The sequence below is a fragment of the Vibrio sp. 10N.286.49.C3 genome, assembly GCF_041469545.1.
In the GTDB taxonomy this organism is placed as follows: domain Bacteria; phylum Pseudomonadota; class Gammaproteobacteria; order Enterobacterales; family Vibrionaceae; genus Vibrio; species Vibrio tasmaniensis_A.
Genome location: NZ_JBFRKT010000024.1, coordinates 61407 through 77854, shown reverse-complemented (window position 1 = coordinate 77854; position 16448 = coordinate 61407). Strand labels below are relative to the sequence as shown.

Annotated in this window: 13 protein-coding genes and 1 pseudogene; 9 read left to right on the top strand and 5 right to left on the bottom strand. The window is 44.6% G+C overall.

Going from position 1 to position 16448, the window contains the following annotated elements:
* Positions 1-181 precede the first annotated feature (181 nt).
* The 6 genes from AB4180_RS11645 to AB4180_RS11620 all read left to right on the top strand — a co-directional run bounded on the left by AB4180_RS11645 (position 182) and on the right by AB4180_RS11620 (position 5380).
* Entirely contained in the window at positions 182-1720 is a 1539-nt protein-coding gene (locus AB4180_RS11645) for a sensor domain-containing diguanylate cyclase (protein ID WP_012604200.1), read from the top strand.
* Between the two features lie 87 nt (positions 1721-1807).
* Entirely contained in the window at positions 1808-2338 is a 531-nt protein-coding gene (locus AB4180_RS11640; RefSeq protein ID WP_009847018.1) for a 3'-5' exonuclease, read from the top strand.
* 369 nt (positions 2339-2707) lie between these two features.
* Positions 2708-3064 carry an antibiotic biosynthesis monooxygenase gene (locus AB4180_RS11635; protein ID WP_012604199.1) on the top strand — a complete coding sequence of 119 codons (357 nt, stop codon included), beginning with the start codon at positions 2708-2710 and terminating at the stop codon, positions 3062-3064.
* 15 nt (positions 3065-3079) lie between these two features.
* Positions 3080-3775, top strand: coding sequence for a hypothetical protein (locus AB4180_RS11630; RefSeq protein WP_017102684.1), 696 nt, complete (start codon positions 3080-3082; stop codon positions 3773-3775).
* A 418-nt stretch (positions 3776-4193) separates the two neighbouring features.
* Positions 4194-4937, top strand: coding sequence for a helix-turn-helix domain-containing protein (locus AB4180_RS11625; RefSeq protein WP_241909269.1), 744 nt, complete (start codon positions 4194-4196; stop codon positions 4935-4937).
* 5 nt (positions 4938-4942) lie between these two features.
* Positions 4943-5380: a hypothetical protein gene (locus AB4180_RS11620; RefSeq protein ID WP_029222865.1), complete on the top strand. Its 438-nt coding sequence runs from the start codon at positions 4943-4945 to the stop codon at positions 5378-5380.
* 33 nt (positions 5381-5413) lie between these two features.
* On the opposite strand, the gene AB4180_RS11615 is transcribed toward AB4180_RS11620, so the two are convergent.
* The 3 genes from AB4180_RS11615 to AB4180_RS11605 form a co-directional block, all read right to left on the bottom strand.
* A complete protein-coding gene (locus AB4180_RS11615) occupies positions 5414-5863 on the bottom strand; it encodes a TerB family tellurite resistance protein (protein ID WP_009847013.1) in 450 nt (149 codons plus the stop codon).
* Between the two features lie 393 nt (positions 5864-6256).
* Positions 6257-8284 carry an alkaline phosphatase D family protein gene (locus AB4180_RS11610; protein ID WP_102249800.1) on the bottom strand — a complete coding sequence of 676 codons (2028 nt, stop codon included), beginning with the start codon at positions 8282-8284 and terminating at the stop codon, positions 6257-6259.
* A 24-nt stretch (positions 8285-8308) separates the two neighbouring features.
* Positions 8309-8794 carry a hypothetical protein gene (locus AB4180_RS11605; protein ID WP_017101161.1) on the bottom strand — a complete coding sequence of 162 codons (486 nt, stop codon included), beginning with the start codon at positions 8792-8794 and terminating at the stop codon, positions 8309-8311.
* A gap of 81 nt (positions 8795-8875) precedes the next feature.
* Between AB4180_RS11605 and AB4180_RS11600 the strand changes: the two genes are divergently transcribed.
* From AB4180_RS11600 to AB4180_RS11590, 3 genes are all read left to right on the top strand, one after another.
* Positions 8876-10189, top strand: a complete 1314-nt coding sequence (locus AB4180_RS11600; RefSeq protein WP_102249801.1) for a MipA/OmpV family protein — start codon at positions 8876-8878, stop codon at positions 10187-10189.
* A gap of 227 nt (positions 10190-10416) precedes the next feature.
* A complete protein-coding gene (hrpA, locus tag AB4180_RS11595; protein WP_102249802.1) occupies positions 10417-14499 on the top strand; it encodes an ATP-dependent RNA helicase HrpA in 4083 nt (1360 codons plus the stop codon).
* Between the two features lie 143 nt (positions 14500-14642).
* On the top strand, positions 14643-15137 hold the full coding sequence (locus AB4180_RS11590; protein WP_009847008.1) for an outer membrane beta-barrel protein: 495 nt from the start codon (positions 14643-14645) through the stop codon (positions 15135-15137).
* A gap of 170 nt (positions 15138-15307) precedes the next feature.
* Here AB4180_RS11590 and AB4180_RS11585 read toward each other — a convergent pair whose 3' ends face one another.
* Positions 15308-16084 (bottom strand): hypothetical protein, encoded by a 777-nt coding sequence (locus tag AB4180_RS11585; RefSeq protein ID WP_102249803.1) that lies wholly within the window; start codon positions 16082-16084, stop codon positions 15308-15310.
* Positions 16005-16448, bottom strand: a pseudogene (locus AB4180_RS11580) (hypothetical protein); the annotation flags it as partial. The pseudogene AB4180_RS11580 and the gene AB4180_RS11585, both read right to left, overlap by 80 nt.

Sequence of the window (16448 nt, the reverse complement as noted above, 5' to 3'; positions counted from 1 at the left end):
ACAAGTGGCTTTTTAGTGTGTTAGCTTGAAATTTAGTCGAGATTTGTCTGGTTATTGGTCATGGGGGTCAGTAAAATTTACAAAATGCCCGTTTAATGTGACATTTAGGACTAAACATGAATGGAGCATTATTTCCGTCCGTTATATACTTTTCATTCAATAGAGCCTATTTGGAACCCGCATGCCCCAAACTACTGACCCACTAACAGGGTTGAAGAGACAAACTCTCCCGTTGGTCGTATTTTCGGTCAGTTTTTTGATTACTGTTTTGTGCTTTGTATTAGTCATGCTTAATCAAAAGCGTGCGCTGAATATGAATTTGGATAGTTTTGCTACTCACCAGACATTGAGCTTGGAAGCCTTTATAGATAATGATGTTGCATATATTGGGTCTGGTGCTAATTTTTTCTACGCAAATGACCCTGAAAATTGGGATAAGTTTGATCGCTTTGCTAAGCAAACCATAGATGATTCAAAGAGTTTAATTGCCTTGCAGTGGATGCAAAAAGTGCCCGCAGACGAGATAGCTGAGCACACGGCGAAAATGAAAGAAAAGTACCCATTCTTTAAGCTGTATACCATTCCTAAGAACCAAGCAAAAACCTATGGCTACATTTTGGATGGTCAGCCAGCTTTCGTTGCTAGCGATATTTTCCCCAATACAGAACCAAACAACAAAGTTCTTGGCTTTTACTCTTCTAGAGAGCGATTTGATCTCGTTCTAGATAATATCAAACAGACACGTAAGGCGAATATTTCAGACAAAGTTCGCTTGATACAAGATGGGCTAGATAAAGACACAAAAAAGAGTGGCATGTTGGTGTATCACCCTGTCTTTGAGGGAGAGAGTGACAACTTACTCGGCGTTGTAATTGGTGTGGTTCGCACCACATACTATTTTGAGAACTTGCTGGCTTCGACGGTTGGGGATATGAATGTTTATGTCCGCGTTAGTGATGTCGGTTTTGAAGCCGAAGATGCACCTGTCTTGTTCGAAACGAAAGGTTATGAGGGTGTGACTGGACAACATATCACCAAGAAAATCACACTCACTAACCGTGAATGGGTTGTCGACTTCAAGATAGACTCATGCATTTCGTTTAATGGTTACCTGGTGTTGGCCGGGATTGCCCTCGTGGGCACGACTATTTCACTGTTGCTTTCTTATATCGTTAAACTGCAAGTCCAAGAAAAAGTACGCCTGTATAAAATGATTGATGAAAGAACGGAAGAACTCCGTTTTCTTGCCAATCATGACAGCCTCACAGAGATTTATAATCGACGAGCCTTTAATAAGGTGCTCGATAAAGCGATACAAGGTGACAAGCCGTTTAGCTTGATTGGATTTGATGTCGATAAATTTAAAGGGATTAATGATCAATTTGGCCACCCGGCTGGTGATGCCTTACTGGTTCATGTAATTCAGTTGATTTCAGGCAGTTTGAAAGAGGGCGATCATGTCTTCCGTATGGGAGGAGATGAGTTTGGTATCATTTCGAGCGTCATTGAACACGACGCACTGGCTCGTTATTTAGAATGCATTTTAGATACGGTGAGCGAGTCTCACTGTGAGCATAAAGGCCAACTATTGAGTTGTACTCTAAGTATCGGTGCTACCATCCGCAGTAAAGAAGACATCGAAGAACTCCTTCAAAAAACCGATAGTATGCTTTACCTAAGTAAGTCAAATGGCCGAAATCGCGTTACAATTGCAGGCTAAATGAGCACTTGATGCAACTAGGGTCGAGTTCTGTATTGGGCTCATGTACAATTTGACAAAATTTTTGACGAGAGAATTAGGCGACGTATGAATCACAATCGAGTGGTATGTTTCGATTTGGAAATGTGCTGTTGGAGCGAAGACGGTGTGGGAACAACAGGCGAGATCATTGAAGTTGGTCTTGCTGAAATTGATCTAGCATCTGGCACTATCGTCAAGCGAGCACAATACTACGTTAAGCCAGAGAAAGACGAAGTCTCTCTGTTCTGCGCCGAGCTAACGGGCATAACACCTCGTAAAATCGAAAAGCAAGGTCGTCCATTAGAATCTGTCATCAAGTCGATGATTAAGAACTTCGGTGGACCAAAAAAAATCTATGCAGCGTGGGGACGTGACGACCTTATCTTACACAAAGAGTGTATTGAGAAAGGCATCGAACCTCCGTTCAGCGAGTTCTTGAATATCGCCACGCTTTATCGAGTTCAGAATCGATTGAAAGAAAAACGTATTGGTCACCGTGCTGCTCAAGAAGCGAAAAACATTGAGTGGGAAGGTCGTCAGCACTCTGGTTATGTTGACGCTTATAACTTGGCAAAGCTTGCGCTGACTATGTTGTAATCGTTTGTATTTCAGAGAGGCGCTTGGTTAAATACTGAAAGGTTAAACACTTAAAGTTAGCCTGAATCTTGTGAGTTATTAAAATGAAGAGCCACCTACTTATTAGGTGGTTTTTTTGTGCCTGTTATTTGAGGGTAATGACGATCCAAATTGAGGGCAATGACTATTCACGTTAAGGGCAATGACTATCCCAAGAAACCTAATTTCAACAAGTGGTTTATCAATAGTGAATGGCTACATCGCTTATTTTACGAGTGAATAATATTGGTTTGAAATTTAGCTTTTTAATTAATATTAAATCGCAGGTCTCGACCTTGATTGGGTAGGGTTAGGTGGTAGCGTTAGCTCACCCAAAACAAGGAGAATAGGATGAAGAACATTATTAAGTATGGATTGGCACTGGGGGCGCTAAGCGTAAGTGCGTTGGTTTCGGCACAACCCGTTGTATTGATAAATACCTTTTCAGTCGAGCCGGCCCATGAGGCCGCTACATTAACGTATTGGGAAAATGCGCGAGACGTATTGATGAAGCAACCCGGATACCTATCGACCAAACTGCACCGCTCTTTAAGCTCGGACGCGACATACCGCTTTATCAATGTCGCTGAATGGGAGAGTAAGAAGCAATTCCATGATGCAATACAAGTGATGAGAAAAGAGCTACCACCTTTAAAAATCGAAGGGGTTTCTGCTGACCCTAACTTGTATGAAATTATTCGCGACTAATCAGGAAACCACATAATGAAAACAACTCTAGGAACCTTTTTAGCTATTTTTAGCTTTCTACTTTCAGCGACTCTTTTTTCAACCCATGCCCATGCTGCGGCATACGGTGTGTCAGTCGCTTGGAAAACCGACGATGCTCAAGCGGTATTTGAGGCGATGCCTCATCAGAAAAAAGCATTTGCTAACTTAATTGACGCGGGCTTGGTACACGATATGTTCGTATCGGAAAGCTTTATCGGAGACAAGAAATTTCCGATGATTAAGTTTGTGATTGAAGCGGACAGTGAACAGCACGTTCGAGAGTTGATTGGTAACCTACCATTCCAATTTAAAGAGCTTGTCGAGGTGACTGAAATCAGAGACATCGGTAATAAGTGGTTAAACACTGACGTCGCTTTCAAAAACTACGCAGTCGAACTCGCTTGGACAGAGCCTGAGAATCAATTCATTGTCGATGAGATTATCAGCCAAGATTTACAAATGGTTGTCGATTGGAGCGCTCAAGGCGTGATTACTTCTGCTTACTTAAAACATCAAGAAATAGCTCAAGAGAAGCCAAACCAAAAAGCGATGATCAGACCCATTTACTCAATGGCAATATTGGCTAAAAACGAAGAACAAGCTCGCGGAGTTGCCAGTCAGTTGAATGCAGTAAAGTTAGGCTTCGCTGAAGTTATGATTAGTGAACTTGGATTCAAACTGGAACTATAATTTCGCTAGAACAGAATTGTGACCTCGTTTTCAGATTGCGTAACGACGAGGTCTTAATATAGGACCATGACAAGTTTAGAGTTAAACTTGGCTATGTTCATAGGTGAGTGAGTTTTCGTGACTGGCTCACCTTGTTGTTATTTTATCTTGTTACTTGCTGAGCTTATATTTGGCTTAATTATTGACTAAACTTATTACTCTTCTTTTCCATGTATGGTTTGGTATTAGCTCGACCAAATAAACACCTTTTTGATGACCTTTTATTTATGAACGCCTCGCCGAAATGAACGCCAATAGCCCTGATAAGATCACCTTAGACGCTTCGGGTATCGAATTGAATAACAATACTCTCATTAATTCGGAATCTGGTAAGCGGGTCACCTTATCCCCCTCAGAAGGTCTGATCCTTGAACATCTAGTGAAGAACAGCCCAAAAGCCGTTGGTCGAGACTTTTTACTTGAGCATTGCTGGCCGGGCAGGGTTGTGACGGGCAGTTCACTTAATGTCGCGGTTAAGAACATTCGCACGGCATTAAATTCGTTTGAGTGTGATTGCAAAATCTTAACGGTTCAAAAGGAAGGGTACAGCTTCAATGGTTTGAAACAGGTCGGTAGTTATTTATCGATGCCAACACCTACCGCTGAAGCGCATGTTGAAGCTGCGTTTTCAGATAAAGCCGCCATCGTTTCAGAGAAAGCAGGCATCGTTTCAGAGAAAACCACCATCGTTGATGAGTTAACATCACCGCCACCGTTTAAGCCTTCAGGCATGAGCCAACAAGCTGGGCAATCAAAGCAACAGGATCCACAATCACGTCAGTTCAAGGCGAAGCACTTTATCGTTCGTCACCAATCTCGTATTGCCGGAATTGTAGTCAGCGCGCTTCTTCTCGTGCTGTTTTATCAGTTCGTTTTTTTTATGGATAAAACGAGCTATCGTGGCATGGATGTTTATCACGACAGTTTGAATTTTGATCAAGAATTATTAACCGAACTCAATACCGTCTCAGAACTCGGTGTTGATTCGCTTTATCTGCATCGCATCGGAGTTGGGTGCCAGAATATCCAAGCCGTCGCATTGATAAACGGGCGCTGGAAAGAGATGAGTCACCAGTTTAAATCTTTGTCTTGCGATGACGATAATGACGATGAGCGAGGGTGAGTGATATGAATCGTAAGTTTTGGATGCCTATCTTACTCACGTTTTTTGTGATTCTAAATGTAGGCTTAATTTCTGGGCTCGCAACCAAAAGTACTTATAAATTTTCCGCAGAATACCCGATGGTAGGCTGGGAAAAAATATCACTTCGATTGGAAAATGGTCGAGTCAAAATGCAGTACATTGGTTACGATATCGATGGGAATATCGCTCAAACTAAGCAGATGTTTGGCGTGTTCTTGCGCTGGGGGAATCATTACTACTTTTATCAATTGGATCAAGATCAGGCCCAAGATAAGCAGACATTCAATATCAAGCACTTATACATTCAACAAACACAAGGCAAGCGCAGTGTGTTGGTATCAAATCAGCGCGGCCTTTATGTCACTAAGAAGGGCACGCCGTTAGAGCTCAAAGGCATCATGCATGGCGACCGTTTACGTTGATCCAGTCACTAAACGTGAGTATCGAGCCTTTGGTTAGCTTTTACCGATGACGTTCAGCTTAGTTTTGATAAAGTCACTGTGGTCAACGTAGAGCAGTTCTGCGGTTTTACGGATCACTGAATCTTCAAGTGGGTCAATCTCTCCATCCGCATGCGCGACTTCCCACATAGCTTTGATTAATTCTATGCGAACCGGCTGCGAAAGCTCTCGCAGTTGAGAAGTGAAATCGTACAGAGAAACAGATTGTTCAACTTGAGGCTCAGCTTGTGTTAATAAAGCTTTTGATTCTTCTTCGGTTATGTTCAGTAAACGCTGAAGTAAGTGCAGTTTGGCTTGTTGCTCTGATTCGTTGATCGCGTGGTCTGCACCAGCGACTTCGCATAACAAGCTGGCGATGGCTAAGTTAGGTGAGGCAGTGGGCGTTTTGCCTAAATCAGAGCCGTCAACTAATTGTTTAAATAACGAGGTAAGTGAGTTAAACATAAGAGCATTCCAGTTATGGTGAATATTATTACTATTGGGCCTACGGAGTGTGATCGCAAGCGTCTTTACTTAAAACTGACATTACGAAGAGGTCAGCAATAAGGAACACTTGTTTAGGGCGTGTTGACCTTTCGCGGTTAAACTTTGTTCGAGATAAAAGCGTTTTAATCGCGGCGAGGGGGAAGTAGCCTAGTCATTCTAAGCAAATCTCCCTCAACAAAGAGTAAAACGCTTTTTGCGGGGGCGCCCAGCCCGAACCCTTCGGGCAGCGTTTGCTGGTCATTTCTACTACGTTATCGGCTTCTCATGTAGGCTAGCTACACATCGAAGCCTCTGCCTTGTATAAATACCCAGCAACTCGCTGCAAAAATTAGCTCGAAAGGTCAACACGCCCTAGTAAGGTTCAGGAAAGCGGGTGGTTTTACCGTCACCACTTAACGTCGTAATCGCTTGCGGCTTCCCGTCGCTATCTAACCTTAACTCACCAATCGCACTTCGGTTTGAAAGGCGATAGAAGGTTTGATTGTCTGGGCTCCGCTTCTCGATCTTTAAGCGCTTTCGCTTGGTGAAATAGTTCAGAATCGAGCGCGGGCTATACAATAGTCTGTCCCACACATCACAGAATTTAAGCAGCGGCGCTGGGAATTGATTTTTAATGCCACTACAGGTGATTTGATAAATGTTCGGGCTATTTCGGCGGTATCTAAGCTTGATATCGTAAGCAAAGGAGTAGTGAACATCGCCCGAAAGCACCACGAAATTGGTCGGTGTTTTGGTATGGGTAAAGATACTGATCAGCGTATTGGCACTGCCCGGATGTGCCATCCAGTTTTCAGCGTCAATCACCAATGGCTTACCAATTGTTGTCGCCATTTTTTGTAGTGTTTCAATGAACTTAACGCCGAACATTGGCGCAGCAGAAACAATCACGACTTTATCTTGATGCATCAATTGATGTTGAAATTCAATCAAGGCCTCCCAGTCCATCAAACCTGAAGGTTTATTCATACGAGATTCCGAACGCCAGCGACGGGTTCGGGTATCCAACACAATGACTTTGGGTGAAGTATCTATTGTGTAATGCCACTCCTCAAAGCGACTCAACATCTCAATGAAGGCTCGATGCTTGTTTGGCTCGATGTCGCTAACAGAGTGAGTAGCCGCGGCATCGCCGGTTTCACTGTTCGTTTGTTCAACGTCATGCGTTTGTTTAAGAACGCGCGGTTGATCGACAAAAAGCTGTTTTGCTTGCTCGATGAATGTCTCGTCGAAGCTCTCCGGTTTATTACCCCAGCCCTGACACATCCAGTAAGCCGCAAGGCCGTTACCAATGACTTGAGTTGCGAACTGGTTTTGGTCTACGGCATGTTCCCAACCCACGGTAAGGTTCCAATCATCGGTCACATCGTGATCATCAAAGATCATGTACGTAGGGATATGTGCGAACAGACGTTGTACTTGCGGTAAGCCAGCAATGAAATCATCCATGATGACGCTTTCATCACGCCACTGTTGCTGCTCAGTCGGTGTTAATTGGCGTCCACCTTGAGTGAAGTTATTCTCAATTAAGCGCTCTCGATTGACACACTGCCACAGTGTCGGCGACCAAACTAACAGGTACATCGCGATAAACTCAGACAGCGTGACCAAGTGGTTTTCACAATCGGTAGAGCTAAAAATCGGTACGCCACGATTCGGGAAGAACTTATCGAGCATGGATTCTGAAGTGGTGTGGTGTGGCAAGTACTGATCACGTTGATATAAGTGATATTCGCTCTCAAATAAGGCGTCACTGCTGTTGATTCGGTTAACTTGCGAGTCAGTCGGTAAGCTCTCTCCCACTAGGCCAAGCAATTGAATCACTTGCTGAATAGCATCAAGTGTTGGGCCTGCCACATGGTCAGCGTAGATCTGATCGCCGCTCATCATCAGCATATCGGGTCTTTCAGCGACGGTTTGATCGGCAATCTTGTTATCGGCTGCGACTAGGCTGTCTTTGCTTGGATGATGTGGATTACGGCAAGAGCCATGAAGAATGTAATCAGCCGAGGTCGATATCTTAAACTCAACGCGAGATTTACCGTTGTAAACAAGGTGAGGTGCGAGCTCTTTTAATGAGCCTGACTCTGTGTGAACGTCATACTCTAGAGGTGTATTCGTCGGGAACTCACCTTGTAAGCGGATGAGCGTTACCCACGCATGTGTACCGATTTGAATCGAATCATGATCTTCAAGCGATGAGGTATAAAACGGCTGGTCTTGTGCTGCTTCAGAATCGTCTATTTCTTGAGTATGAAGTTCGGCTCTGCCTGTCAGAGGCGAGCTGGTGGCTAACCAAAGTACGACTTCAGTTGCAGTCGTTTTTCTTAAAATGGGTCCGGCGAGTAACAGGGGAAGAGATGATGTCGTAGAGGGTTTCAATACGGTACCTAAAATCGTTGGTGGCTAGTCGTCGTGGTGTTGTTTTGTTTCGAGCTTGTTCGTTTCAGGCTCTGTTATGTCAGGCGCGATCATTTCAGACTCAGGTGTTTCAGAACCATCTGCTTCAAGGAGTTCGATAACTTCCGAGCTAGAAAGTTCATGGCCCATTAGAAATATTGCCAATAGGGCATCGGCTTTGGTCTTGGTATCGGATGTGTCATCTAACACTTGCTCCAGTTTTTCACGAATCATAGCAATTTCGTGTTCAACAAAACCACGGCCTTCTTCATCCCCTTGATTGTCTTCAGGGGCATTATCGAACTCAAGAAATAGCATGTCGCCGTCTAGGTTGGTATTCACCAAACGCTCAGGCAACCACGCTTCACCAATAACAATATCCGGATCGGAATCTTTGGGTAAGTGATCTATAATGTTTTGTAATTCGGAGACTTTCACAATGCTTTCATTTAACCGAGAATATTCTACATTGTAACGGTCAATGCCGCTCAAACCTAAAATTAGTTAGCCGTTATGGCTAATAAATGTCTATTCAGTAACACAAAATTTATTACAAAGAGTAATTACATAAGAATGAAGCTCAAATATTTACCGACTCTCGCTTCGTCGGGCGTTGTTTTCGTCAGTAGCGTTTTCCTAAGTGCGAATGCGTGGGCCGCTGAAGAGCAAGAGTGGGGCATCGCTGCAATGTTTCGTACGGCAAGTATTCCTTACGACACGTCAGGTGGCGACCAAACGGTTAGCTCTTTTGTTCCAATGCTATTTTTCAAGAACGACTATGTGTTCATTGATGGAACTGAGATGGGTGCTTACCTTTATCAACCCGATGACGAGAAATGGTCTCTTAATGCTATCTCTCGCCTGCGCTTTATTGATATCCCTGCTTCTGAGCAGAATGAAATTGAAGGTGATACGGCGGACTTTGGTGCTCAACTGACTTACCAACTTGATGGGCCTTGGTCTGTCGAAACGGAGTTAATGAGCGACAGTGAATTCAATTTTCACGGTAACTTACGTGCGAAAGCTAAGTATGAAACCGGAGACTGGGAGTTCACTCCGCGTGCGACACTGCGCTATAAAAGTGCGGATTTCAACAGCGAGTATTACTCAGCAGCCAATGAAACCATCGGCGCAGGTGTGGACCTGAATGTCGGTGTAGAAGCGCGTTACCATGTGGTTTCGAACTTATACTTATTGGGTTCAACCAGTGTGACTCGACTGGATGACAACGCTTACGATTCGTCGATTGTCGAAGACCGTTATCAAGGCGAACTTTACCTTGGTTTTGGCTTTTTCAATGATAAAACCAAAGCGCCAAAACCTAAGCTGAGCAATGCGCCGTATTTACGTGTTGCACACGGCTGGGCGACGCCATCGAATATTGGCGACATCATGAAATTCAACAGGGAGAAAGACGAATACAACAACCAGTTGACCTCCTTCTTCTATGGCCACCCGTTAACCGATGAGATCTTCGGTTTCCCATTGGACATCTACTTAACACCGGGTATCGCGCATCACTGGAATTCAGATGTTCAGTCAAGCAGCACCGAATACATTGTCGCAATTAAAGCGTATTACACTTTCGACTGGCCAACTCAATGGCGTGTTGGTGTGGCAGAAGGTATGTCTTACATCGATTCGCTGACTTACATCGAAGCGAAAGAGATGAAAGAGAAGGGTTATAACGGGAGCCACTTGCTTAATTATCTCGACTTTTCGTTCGACGTAAACGTAGGTGATTTAATGAGTAAGAATGACCTGAACAACTTATGGTTCGGCTATTCGTTGCATCACCGCTCTGCTATTTTTGAAAACGCCTCTCAGTTTGGTCGAATCAAAGGCGGCAGTAACTACAATACGGTTTATCTACAGTACGAGTTTTAAGCGCCGTTTTTAGCAGGCAGTTTATAACAGGCGTTTTTAGCGTTTAGTTTTTAACTGTGATTTTTGAAACATTCGGTTTGCGTTCGTCACGCTTCCATCGCTTTTACTAACGTGAGAGTGACTAATCAGCCTGATAGCAAAAGGTTTTCCCTTTGTTGTCAGGCTTTTTTGTTTGAGACTTGTGATATAATCGCGCGAGTTTAATAAGTACAAGAATAGGACACGCTTTGACTTCGTCTCCGGAAAAAGCAGATAACAACAAGAATGCAGCACAGCCAAGTTCTCCACAGAGCAAAGCGAAATCAAATAAGCCTGCATCGAACCGACCTGCTAAACAATTAAATGCTGAACAATCAAATACCAAAAAAGCTGAACAATCAGCGACAAAGACAAAATCATCTCAGAATAGCCCAGTATCTCTTCGTAAAGCGCTCCACGAATGTATGATGCGTGAGCGCTTCCGTTTGAGTAAGCGAATTACTGGCGCGAGTAAAATCAAGAACGAACAATCTAAGCACGCTGTCTTCGATGAGATTGCGTTAGATATTGCCAAGTCAATGATGACGGCAACTCAGCGTGCTGCGCAGAAACCAACCATCGAATACCCAGAGATTCTCCCAGTAAGCCAAAAGCGCGATGATATTGCGAAAGCCATTGCTGAAAACCAAGTGGTTATCGTGGCGGGTGAAACGGGTTCGGGAAAAACTACTCAGTTACCCAAGATTTGTTCTGAGCTTGGCCGAGGTCGTTTTGGCCTAATTGGTCATACTCAGCCTCGTCGTCTTGCGGCGCGTTCGGTTGCAAACCGTATTGCGGAAGAGATGGAAACGCAGTTGGGTGAATTCGTTGGTTACAAGGTTCGATTCAACGACCAAATTTCTGAAAACACCCAAATCAAATTGATGACCGACGGTATTCTACTGGCGGAAATTCAACACGACCGTTTCTTAAGCCAGTACGACACCATCATTATCGATGAAGCGCACGAACGTAGCCTGAACATCGACTTCATCATGGGTTACTTGAGAGAGCTTCTACCAAAGCGTCCTGACTTGAAAGTGATTATCACGTCGGCGACTATCGATCCTGAGCGTTTCTCGAAGCACTTTAACAACGCGCCAATCATTGAAGTGTCAGGCCGTACTTACCCAGTTGATACGCGTTACCGCCCACTAGGTGGTGATGACAGTGATTCAGACCGCGATCAAATTGAAGGCATTTTTGAAGCGGTAGATGAGCTGTGTGATGAAGGCCAAGGCGATATCTTGATCTTCATGAACGGTGAGCGTGAGATTCGTGATACTGCCGACTCTTTAAGCAAACGTAACTTGCGTGATACCGAAATTGTTCCGCTTTACGCACGTCTATCGGCGGGTGAACAGAACCGTATCTTCCAGTCTCATACTGGTCGACGCATTGTTCTGGCGACCAACGTGGCAGAAACCTCGTTAACCGTTCCGGGTATTAAGTATGTAATCGACCCGGGTACGGCGCGTATCAGCCGTTACAGCTACCGTACTAAAGTACAACGCCTACCGATTGAGCCAGTGTCTCAAGCAAGCGCAAACCAGCGTAAAGGTCGTTGTGGTCGTGTTGCGGAAGGTATCTGTATTCGCTTGTACTCTGAGGAAGATTTCGAATCACGCCCAGAGTTTACTGACCCTGAGATTCTTCGTACTAACCTAGCATCGGTTATCCTTCAGATGACAGCGTTAGGTCTAGGCGACATTCAAGCATTCCCATTTGTTGAAGCGCCCGATAAGCGCAATATTCAAGATGGTGTAAGGCTACTCGAAGAGTTGGGAGCGATCGCGACAGTCGAACCGTCTGCGAACAAAAACAAGAATCATGGCGACGACAAGAAGAAGCTAACCGCTATTGGTCGTAAGCTCGCTAAGCTACCTATCGATCCACGTTTAGCGCGTATGGTAATTGAAGCGCCAAGCAACCGCTGTTTACACGAAGTGATGGTGATTGCCTCTGCATTGTCGATTCAGGATCCGCGTGAGCGCCCATCGGACAAGCAACAATCATCTGACGATAAGCACAAGCGCTTCTTCGATAAAGAGTCGGATTTCATCACGTTTGTGAACCTTTGGGATTACGTTAAGCAGCAACAAAAAGCGTTGTCGAGCAACCAGTTCCGCAAACAGTGTAAGCAAGATTATTTAAACTATTTACGTATCCGTGAATGGCAAGATGTGTACTTCCAAATTCACCAAGCGATGCGTGAATTAAATACCAAGCTGAATACAGAACCGGGCAGCTACGATGGCATTCACATGTCTCTGCTATCTGGTTTACTTTCGCACATCGGTATGAAAGACCAAGAGAAGAATGAATATCAAGGTGCTCGTAACGCACGCTTCCATATCTTCCCTGCGTCAGGCCTATTTAAGAAACAGCCTAAGTGGATCATGTCTGCGGAGCTGGTGGAAACCTCAAAACTTTGGGGCCGTGTTATCGCCAAAATTCAGCCTGAATGGATTGAACCATTAGCGAAACACTTGATTAAGCGTAGCTACAGCGAACCACATTGGTCGAAGAAACAAGCGGCGGTAATGGCTCACGAAAAAGTGATGCTTTACGGAATCCCAATCATTCCAAAACGCTTAGTAAACTACGGTGCGATTGACGCAACCGTCAGCCGTGAGTTGTTTGTACGTAGCGCACTTGTTGAAGGTGAGTGGGAAACTAAACATGCCTTCTTCAAACAAAACCGTAAGCTTCTACAAGAAGTGGAAGAGCTAGAACATAAATCGCGTCGTCGTGACATCTTGATCGACGATGATGAACTGTTCGATTTCTATGACCAGCGTGTGGGTGAAGAGGCAGTTTCAGGACGTCACTTCGACACATGGTGGAAGAAGACCAGCCAGAAAACACCGGAACTGCTTAACTTTGAAAAGTCGATGCTGTTCCGAGGCGATGCTAGCCACGTTACTGATTTGGATTACCCGAACTTCTGGCATCAAAATGGTATCAAGCTGAAGCTGAGCTACCAATTTGAGCCGGGCGACGACAACGATGGTGTAACGGTACACATTCCGCTGCCTATCTTGAACCAAATAGACCAGAACGGTTTTGATTGGCAGATCCCAGGCCTACGTCAGGAACTGGTGATTAGCCTAATTAAGTCGTTACCAAAAACGCTACGCCGTAACTTTGTGCCTGCGCCAAACTACGCTGATGCGTTCTTGGCTCGTGTTACGCCGCTTGAAGCTCCACTATTGGATTCCCTTGAGAAAGAGCTGCGCCGTATGACCGGTGTGGAAGTGGTACGTGATGACTGGAAGTTAGACCAGATTCCAGAGCACTTAAAGGTAACATTCCGTGCTGTGGATCATCGCAAGCGCAAACTGAAAGAGCAGAAAGACCTGCATGAGTTGAAAGAGAGCCTGAAAGACAAGGTTCAAGAAACACTTTCTAAAGTGGCAGACGATGACATCGAGCAGCAAAACCTGCATACGTGGAGCTTTGGTGAGTTACCAAAAGTCTACCAGCAGAAACGTGGTGGCTATGATGTTAAAGCCTTCCCAGCACTGGTGGACACCAAAGACAGCGTAGAGATCAAATTGTTCGAAACAGAACAAGAGCAGATCACTGCAATGAAATCGGGTCAGCGTCGTTTAATTCTGTTGAACGTACCATCGCCGATCAAATACTTGCACTCGAATTTACCGAACAAATCTAAGCTCGGTTTGTACTTCAACCCATACGGACAGGTGCTCGATCTTATCGATGACTGTATCGCTTGTGGTATTGATAAGCTGATTGAGCAGAAGGGCGGCATAGTTTGGGAGCCAGAGCAGTTTGAAGCTCTTAAAGAACACGTACGTGCAGAGTTGGATGACACAGTTGTTGAGATTGCTCAACAGGTTGAAACTATCTTAACCACGGCATTCGCCATCAGTAAGAAGCTGAAAGGGCGTGTCGATCTTTCAATGGCATTTGCGCTTTCAGACATTAAAGCTCAAATAGAAGGTTTGATTTTTAAGGGGTTTGCCACAGAATGCGGCTGGAAACGCTTGCCGGATATTCTACGCTATATGAAAGCGATAGAGCGCCGAATGGAAAAACTGCCGATTGACCCGAATAAAGATCGCCTTCATATGATCAAAGTGGACTCTGTAATGAATGATTACAAAGAGCTGCTGAATAAAATTCCAAAAGGGATCGCGGTTCCAGAAAATGTAAAAGAGGTGCGTTGGATGATAGAAGAGCTTCGTGTAAGCTTCTTCGCACAGCAACTCGGTACACCTTACCCAGTATCAGATAAGCGTGTTAAAAACGCGATTGATGCTTGCTAAACGAATAAAGCTAGACGCAATGGCAAGGTTTGGGTATAAATCTTGCTTATTGCATTACTAATTGAATAGTTATTACATACAGGGCGACTTGGTGGCAATTCATTACCACGCAAGGCCTGCCAACAGGACGAAAAAGGTCGAATATGAAAAAAACGTTATTGGCTCTAGCACTGCTAGGTGCATCTTCAACAGCGATGGCTGATTCTTGGTTGTACGGCGGCGCAATGGGTGGTCAAAACTCATTAGGTAATCAAGAAGAGACAGCGATGGGTATCCACGTGGGTACGGGCATCCTTCCATTTATTGGTGTTGAAGCGGGTTACTGGGATCTAGGTTCTTTCGACAGTGTTAAATACGGCAACCAAACACTGACTAAACTAGACGCAAGCACAACTTACCTAGCAATCAAACCAAGCATCGACTTTGGTCCTCTTCACGTATACGCGAAGGGTGGTCTTCACTCTTATGAGCTTAAAGCGAACGGCTTCAAGCAAGACGAAGTTGATATCATGTACGGTGTAGGCGCAGAATACTTCATCTTTGGCCCACTATCTGTAGGCGCTAGCTACCAAAACTTCAACATGAAAGATGACGACTCAGGCGTTTTCTCTCTAAACGCAACTATCCACCTACTGTAATTAATCAGTAAGGCGATCGTAAATAGCGGTCGGATAATTGTTTGATGGGTTAGTAAAACTCATAAAAAATGCCAGCTTGATAGCTGGCATTTTTGTATCTATTGACCGGGTAATCTTGACGGTATTTTTTGACCGTAGACCGTAGACCGTAGACCGTAGACCGTAGAAGGCTACTTTTTACTGTTTAGAATTTTCTGAATTCTTGGGTTAATCGCTTTGCCGTGTTGGCTTTCGTACTCTTCACGTTTTAAATCGTTCAGGTTCTTTACGGAGTTAGCAGCAAGAAGGAACTGCGGTAATTCAGTTTCTAGCATGCCTTTCTCATCTAAACGTTTTGCTTCCAAATAGTACTTCTTAAACAGGCCATCAAGCTTGTTTTCAGCGGTGCGTTTCAAGTCGTACAGCTTGTTTTGGATAAGCCACTTTTCAATGTTGTTAACAGCTGTGCGTGACAACACGCGAATGCGGCTATCAAGCAGCTCTTCTTCTGTTAATGAATCCTTTAGAATCCAAAGCTCACCCATTTGCGGCGGCCAACTGTTGCCTAGTTGAATACGCTCATGACAATGCATTAGCACGCGATTAAGGCCGTCTGAGTCTACAGAGTGTGCAAACTCAAGAAACTTTCCGCTTGGTTCACTACCGTATTGGTATTCCCACTGAGTTTCGTACACGCTCAAGAAAGAACCGAAAACATGGATACACCAATCGGTCAGCTCTAATTCTGCTGGATCTTGGTCAACAACAGGCACTTGTTGAGACGAACCCGTGCTAGCAGCATTGGGTGTCGCTACTTCAGTGCTCTGTGCTTCAATAACTTCAGGTATTATTGAGCCTGTAGAGTCAGGAACAACAGGTGAAGCGGGCTCAGAAGGTTGGCTTTTTGCCTTTTTGAATGAGCTGCTGCCTGAAGCGTTCAGATGGGCTAAGCTTTTGTCTATACCCATTTCCTTGAGCTTGTCCTGCATTTCCTGAATATTGAGAGGTCTTCTGCTGTTGTTGTCTTTCATTTTGCTTCTCGTTAACTAGCCAGTACTGCAGCTTGGATTCAATCCGAGATAGTGGCATTAATTCATTGGCTTTGGCTTTATACCAGAGGACAAATTTCTTCCATACTAAACTATGGTCACCGGTCAAACCGGAGAATTTAAACGCACGTTCTGCCCATGATGGTATCTCTTCTTCGTTGAGATCATGAGTTGATACGGTGTTGCTGTTCATTGAGCCTCGGCCTTGTGGGCGAGGGGCATGCTGCATGTGTTGCATCGGTGCCGGAGCAGGCTGAAACTTGGGTGCAGGTGCAGGTGCAGG

What these genes read in the sequence shown, in the direction of transcription:
- AB4180_RS11645 (WP_012604200.1), top strand. Translation starts at nt 182, where the DNA reads ATGCCCCAAACTACTGACCCACTAACAGGGTTGAAGAGACAAACTCTC.
- AB4180_RS11585 (WP_102249803.1), bottom strand. Translation starts at nt 16,084, where the DNA reads ATGGGTATAGACAAAAGCTTAGCCCATCTGAACGCTTCAGGCAGCAGC.
- AB4180_RS11620 (WP_029222865.1), top strand. Translation starts at nt 4,943, where the DNA reads ATGAATCGTAAGTTTTGGATGCCTATCTTACTCACGTTTTTTGTGATT.
- AB4180_RS11600 (WP_102249801.1), top strand. Translation starts at nt 8,876, where the DNA reads ATGAAGCTCAAATATTTACCGACTCTCGCTTCGTCGGGCGTTGTTTTC.
- AB4180_RS11615 (WP_009847013.1), bottom strand. Translation starts at nt 5,863, where the DNA reads ATGTTTAACTCACTTACCTCGTTATTTAAACAATTAGTTGACGGCTCT.
- AB4180_RS11635 (WP_012604199.1), top strand. Translation starts at nt 2,708, where the DNA reads ATGAAGAACATTATTAAGTATGGATTGGCACTGGGGGCGCTAAGCGTA.
- AB4180_RS11630 (WP_017102684.1), top strand. Translation starts at nt 3,080, where the DNA reads ATGAAAACAACTCTAGGAACCTTTTTAGCTATTTTTAGCTTTCTACTT.
- AB4180_RS11590 (WP_009847008.1), top strand. Translation starts at nt 14,643, where the DNA reads ATGAAAAAAACGTTATTGGCTCTAGCACTGCTAGGTGCATCTTCAACA.
- AB4180_RS11640 (WP_009847018.1), top strand. Translation starts at nt 1,808, where the DNA reads ATGAATCACAATCGAGTGGTATGTTTCGATTTGGAAATGTGCTGTTGG.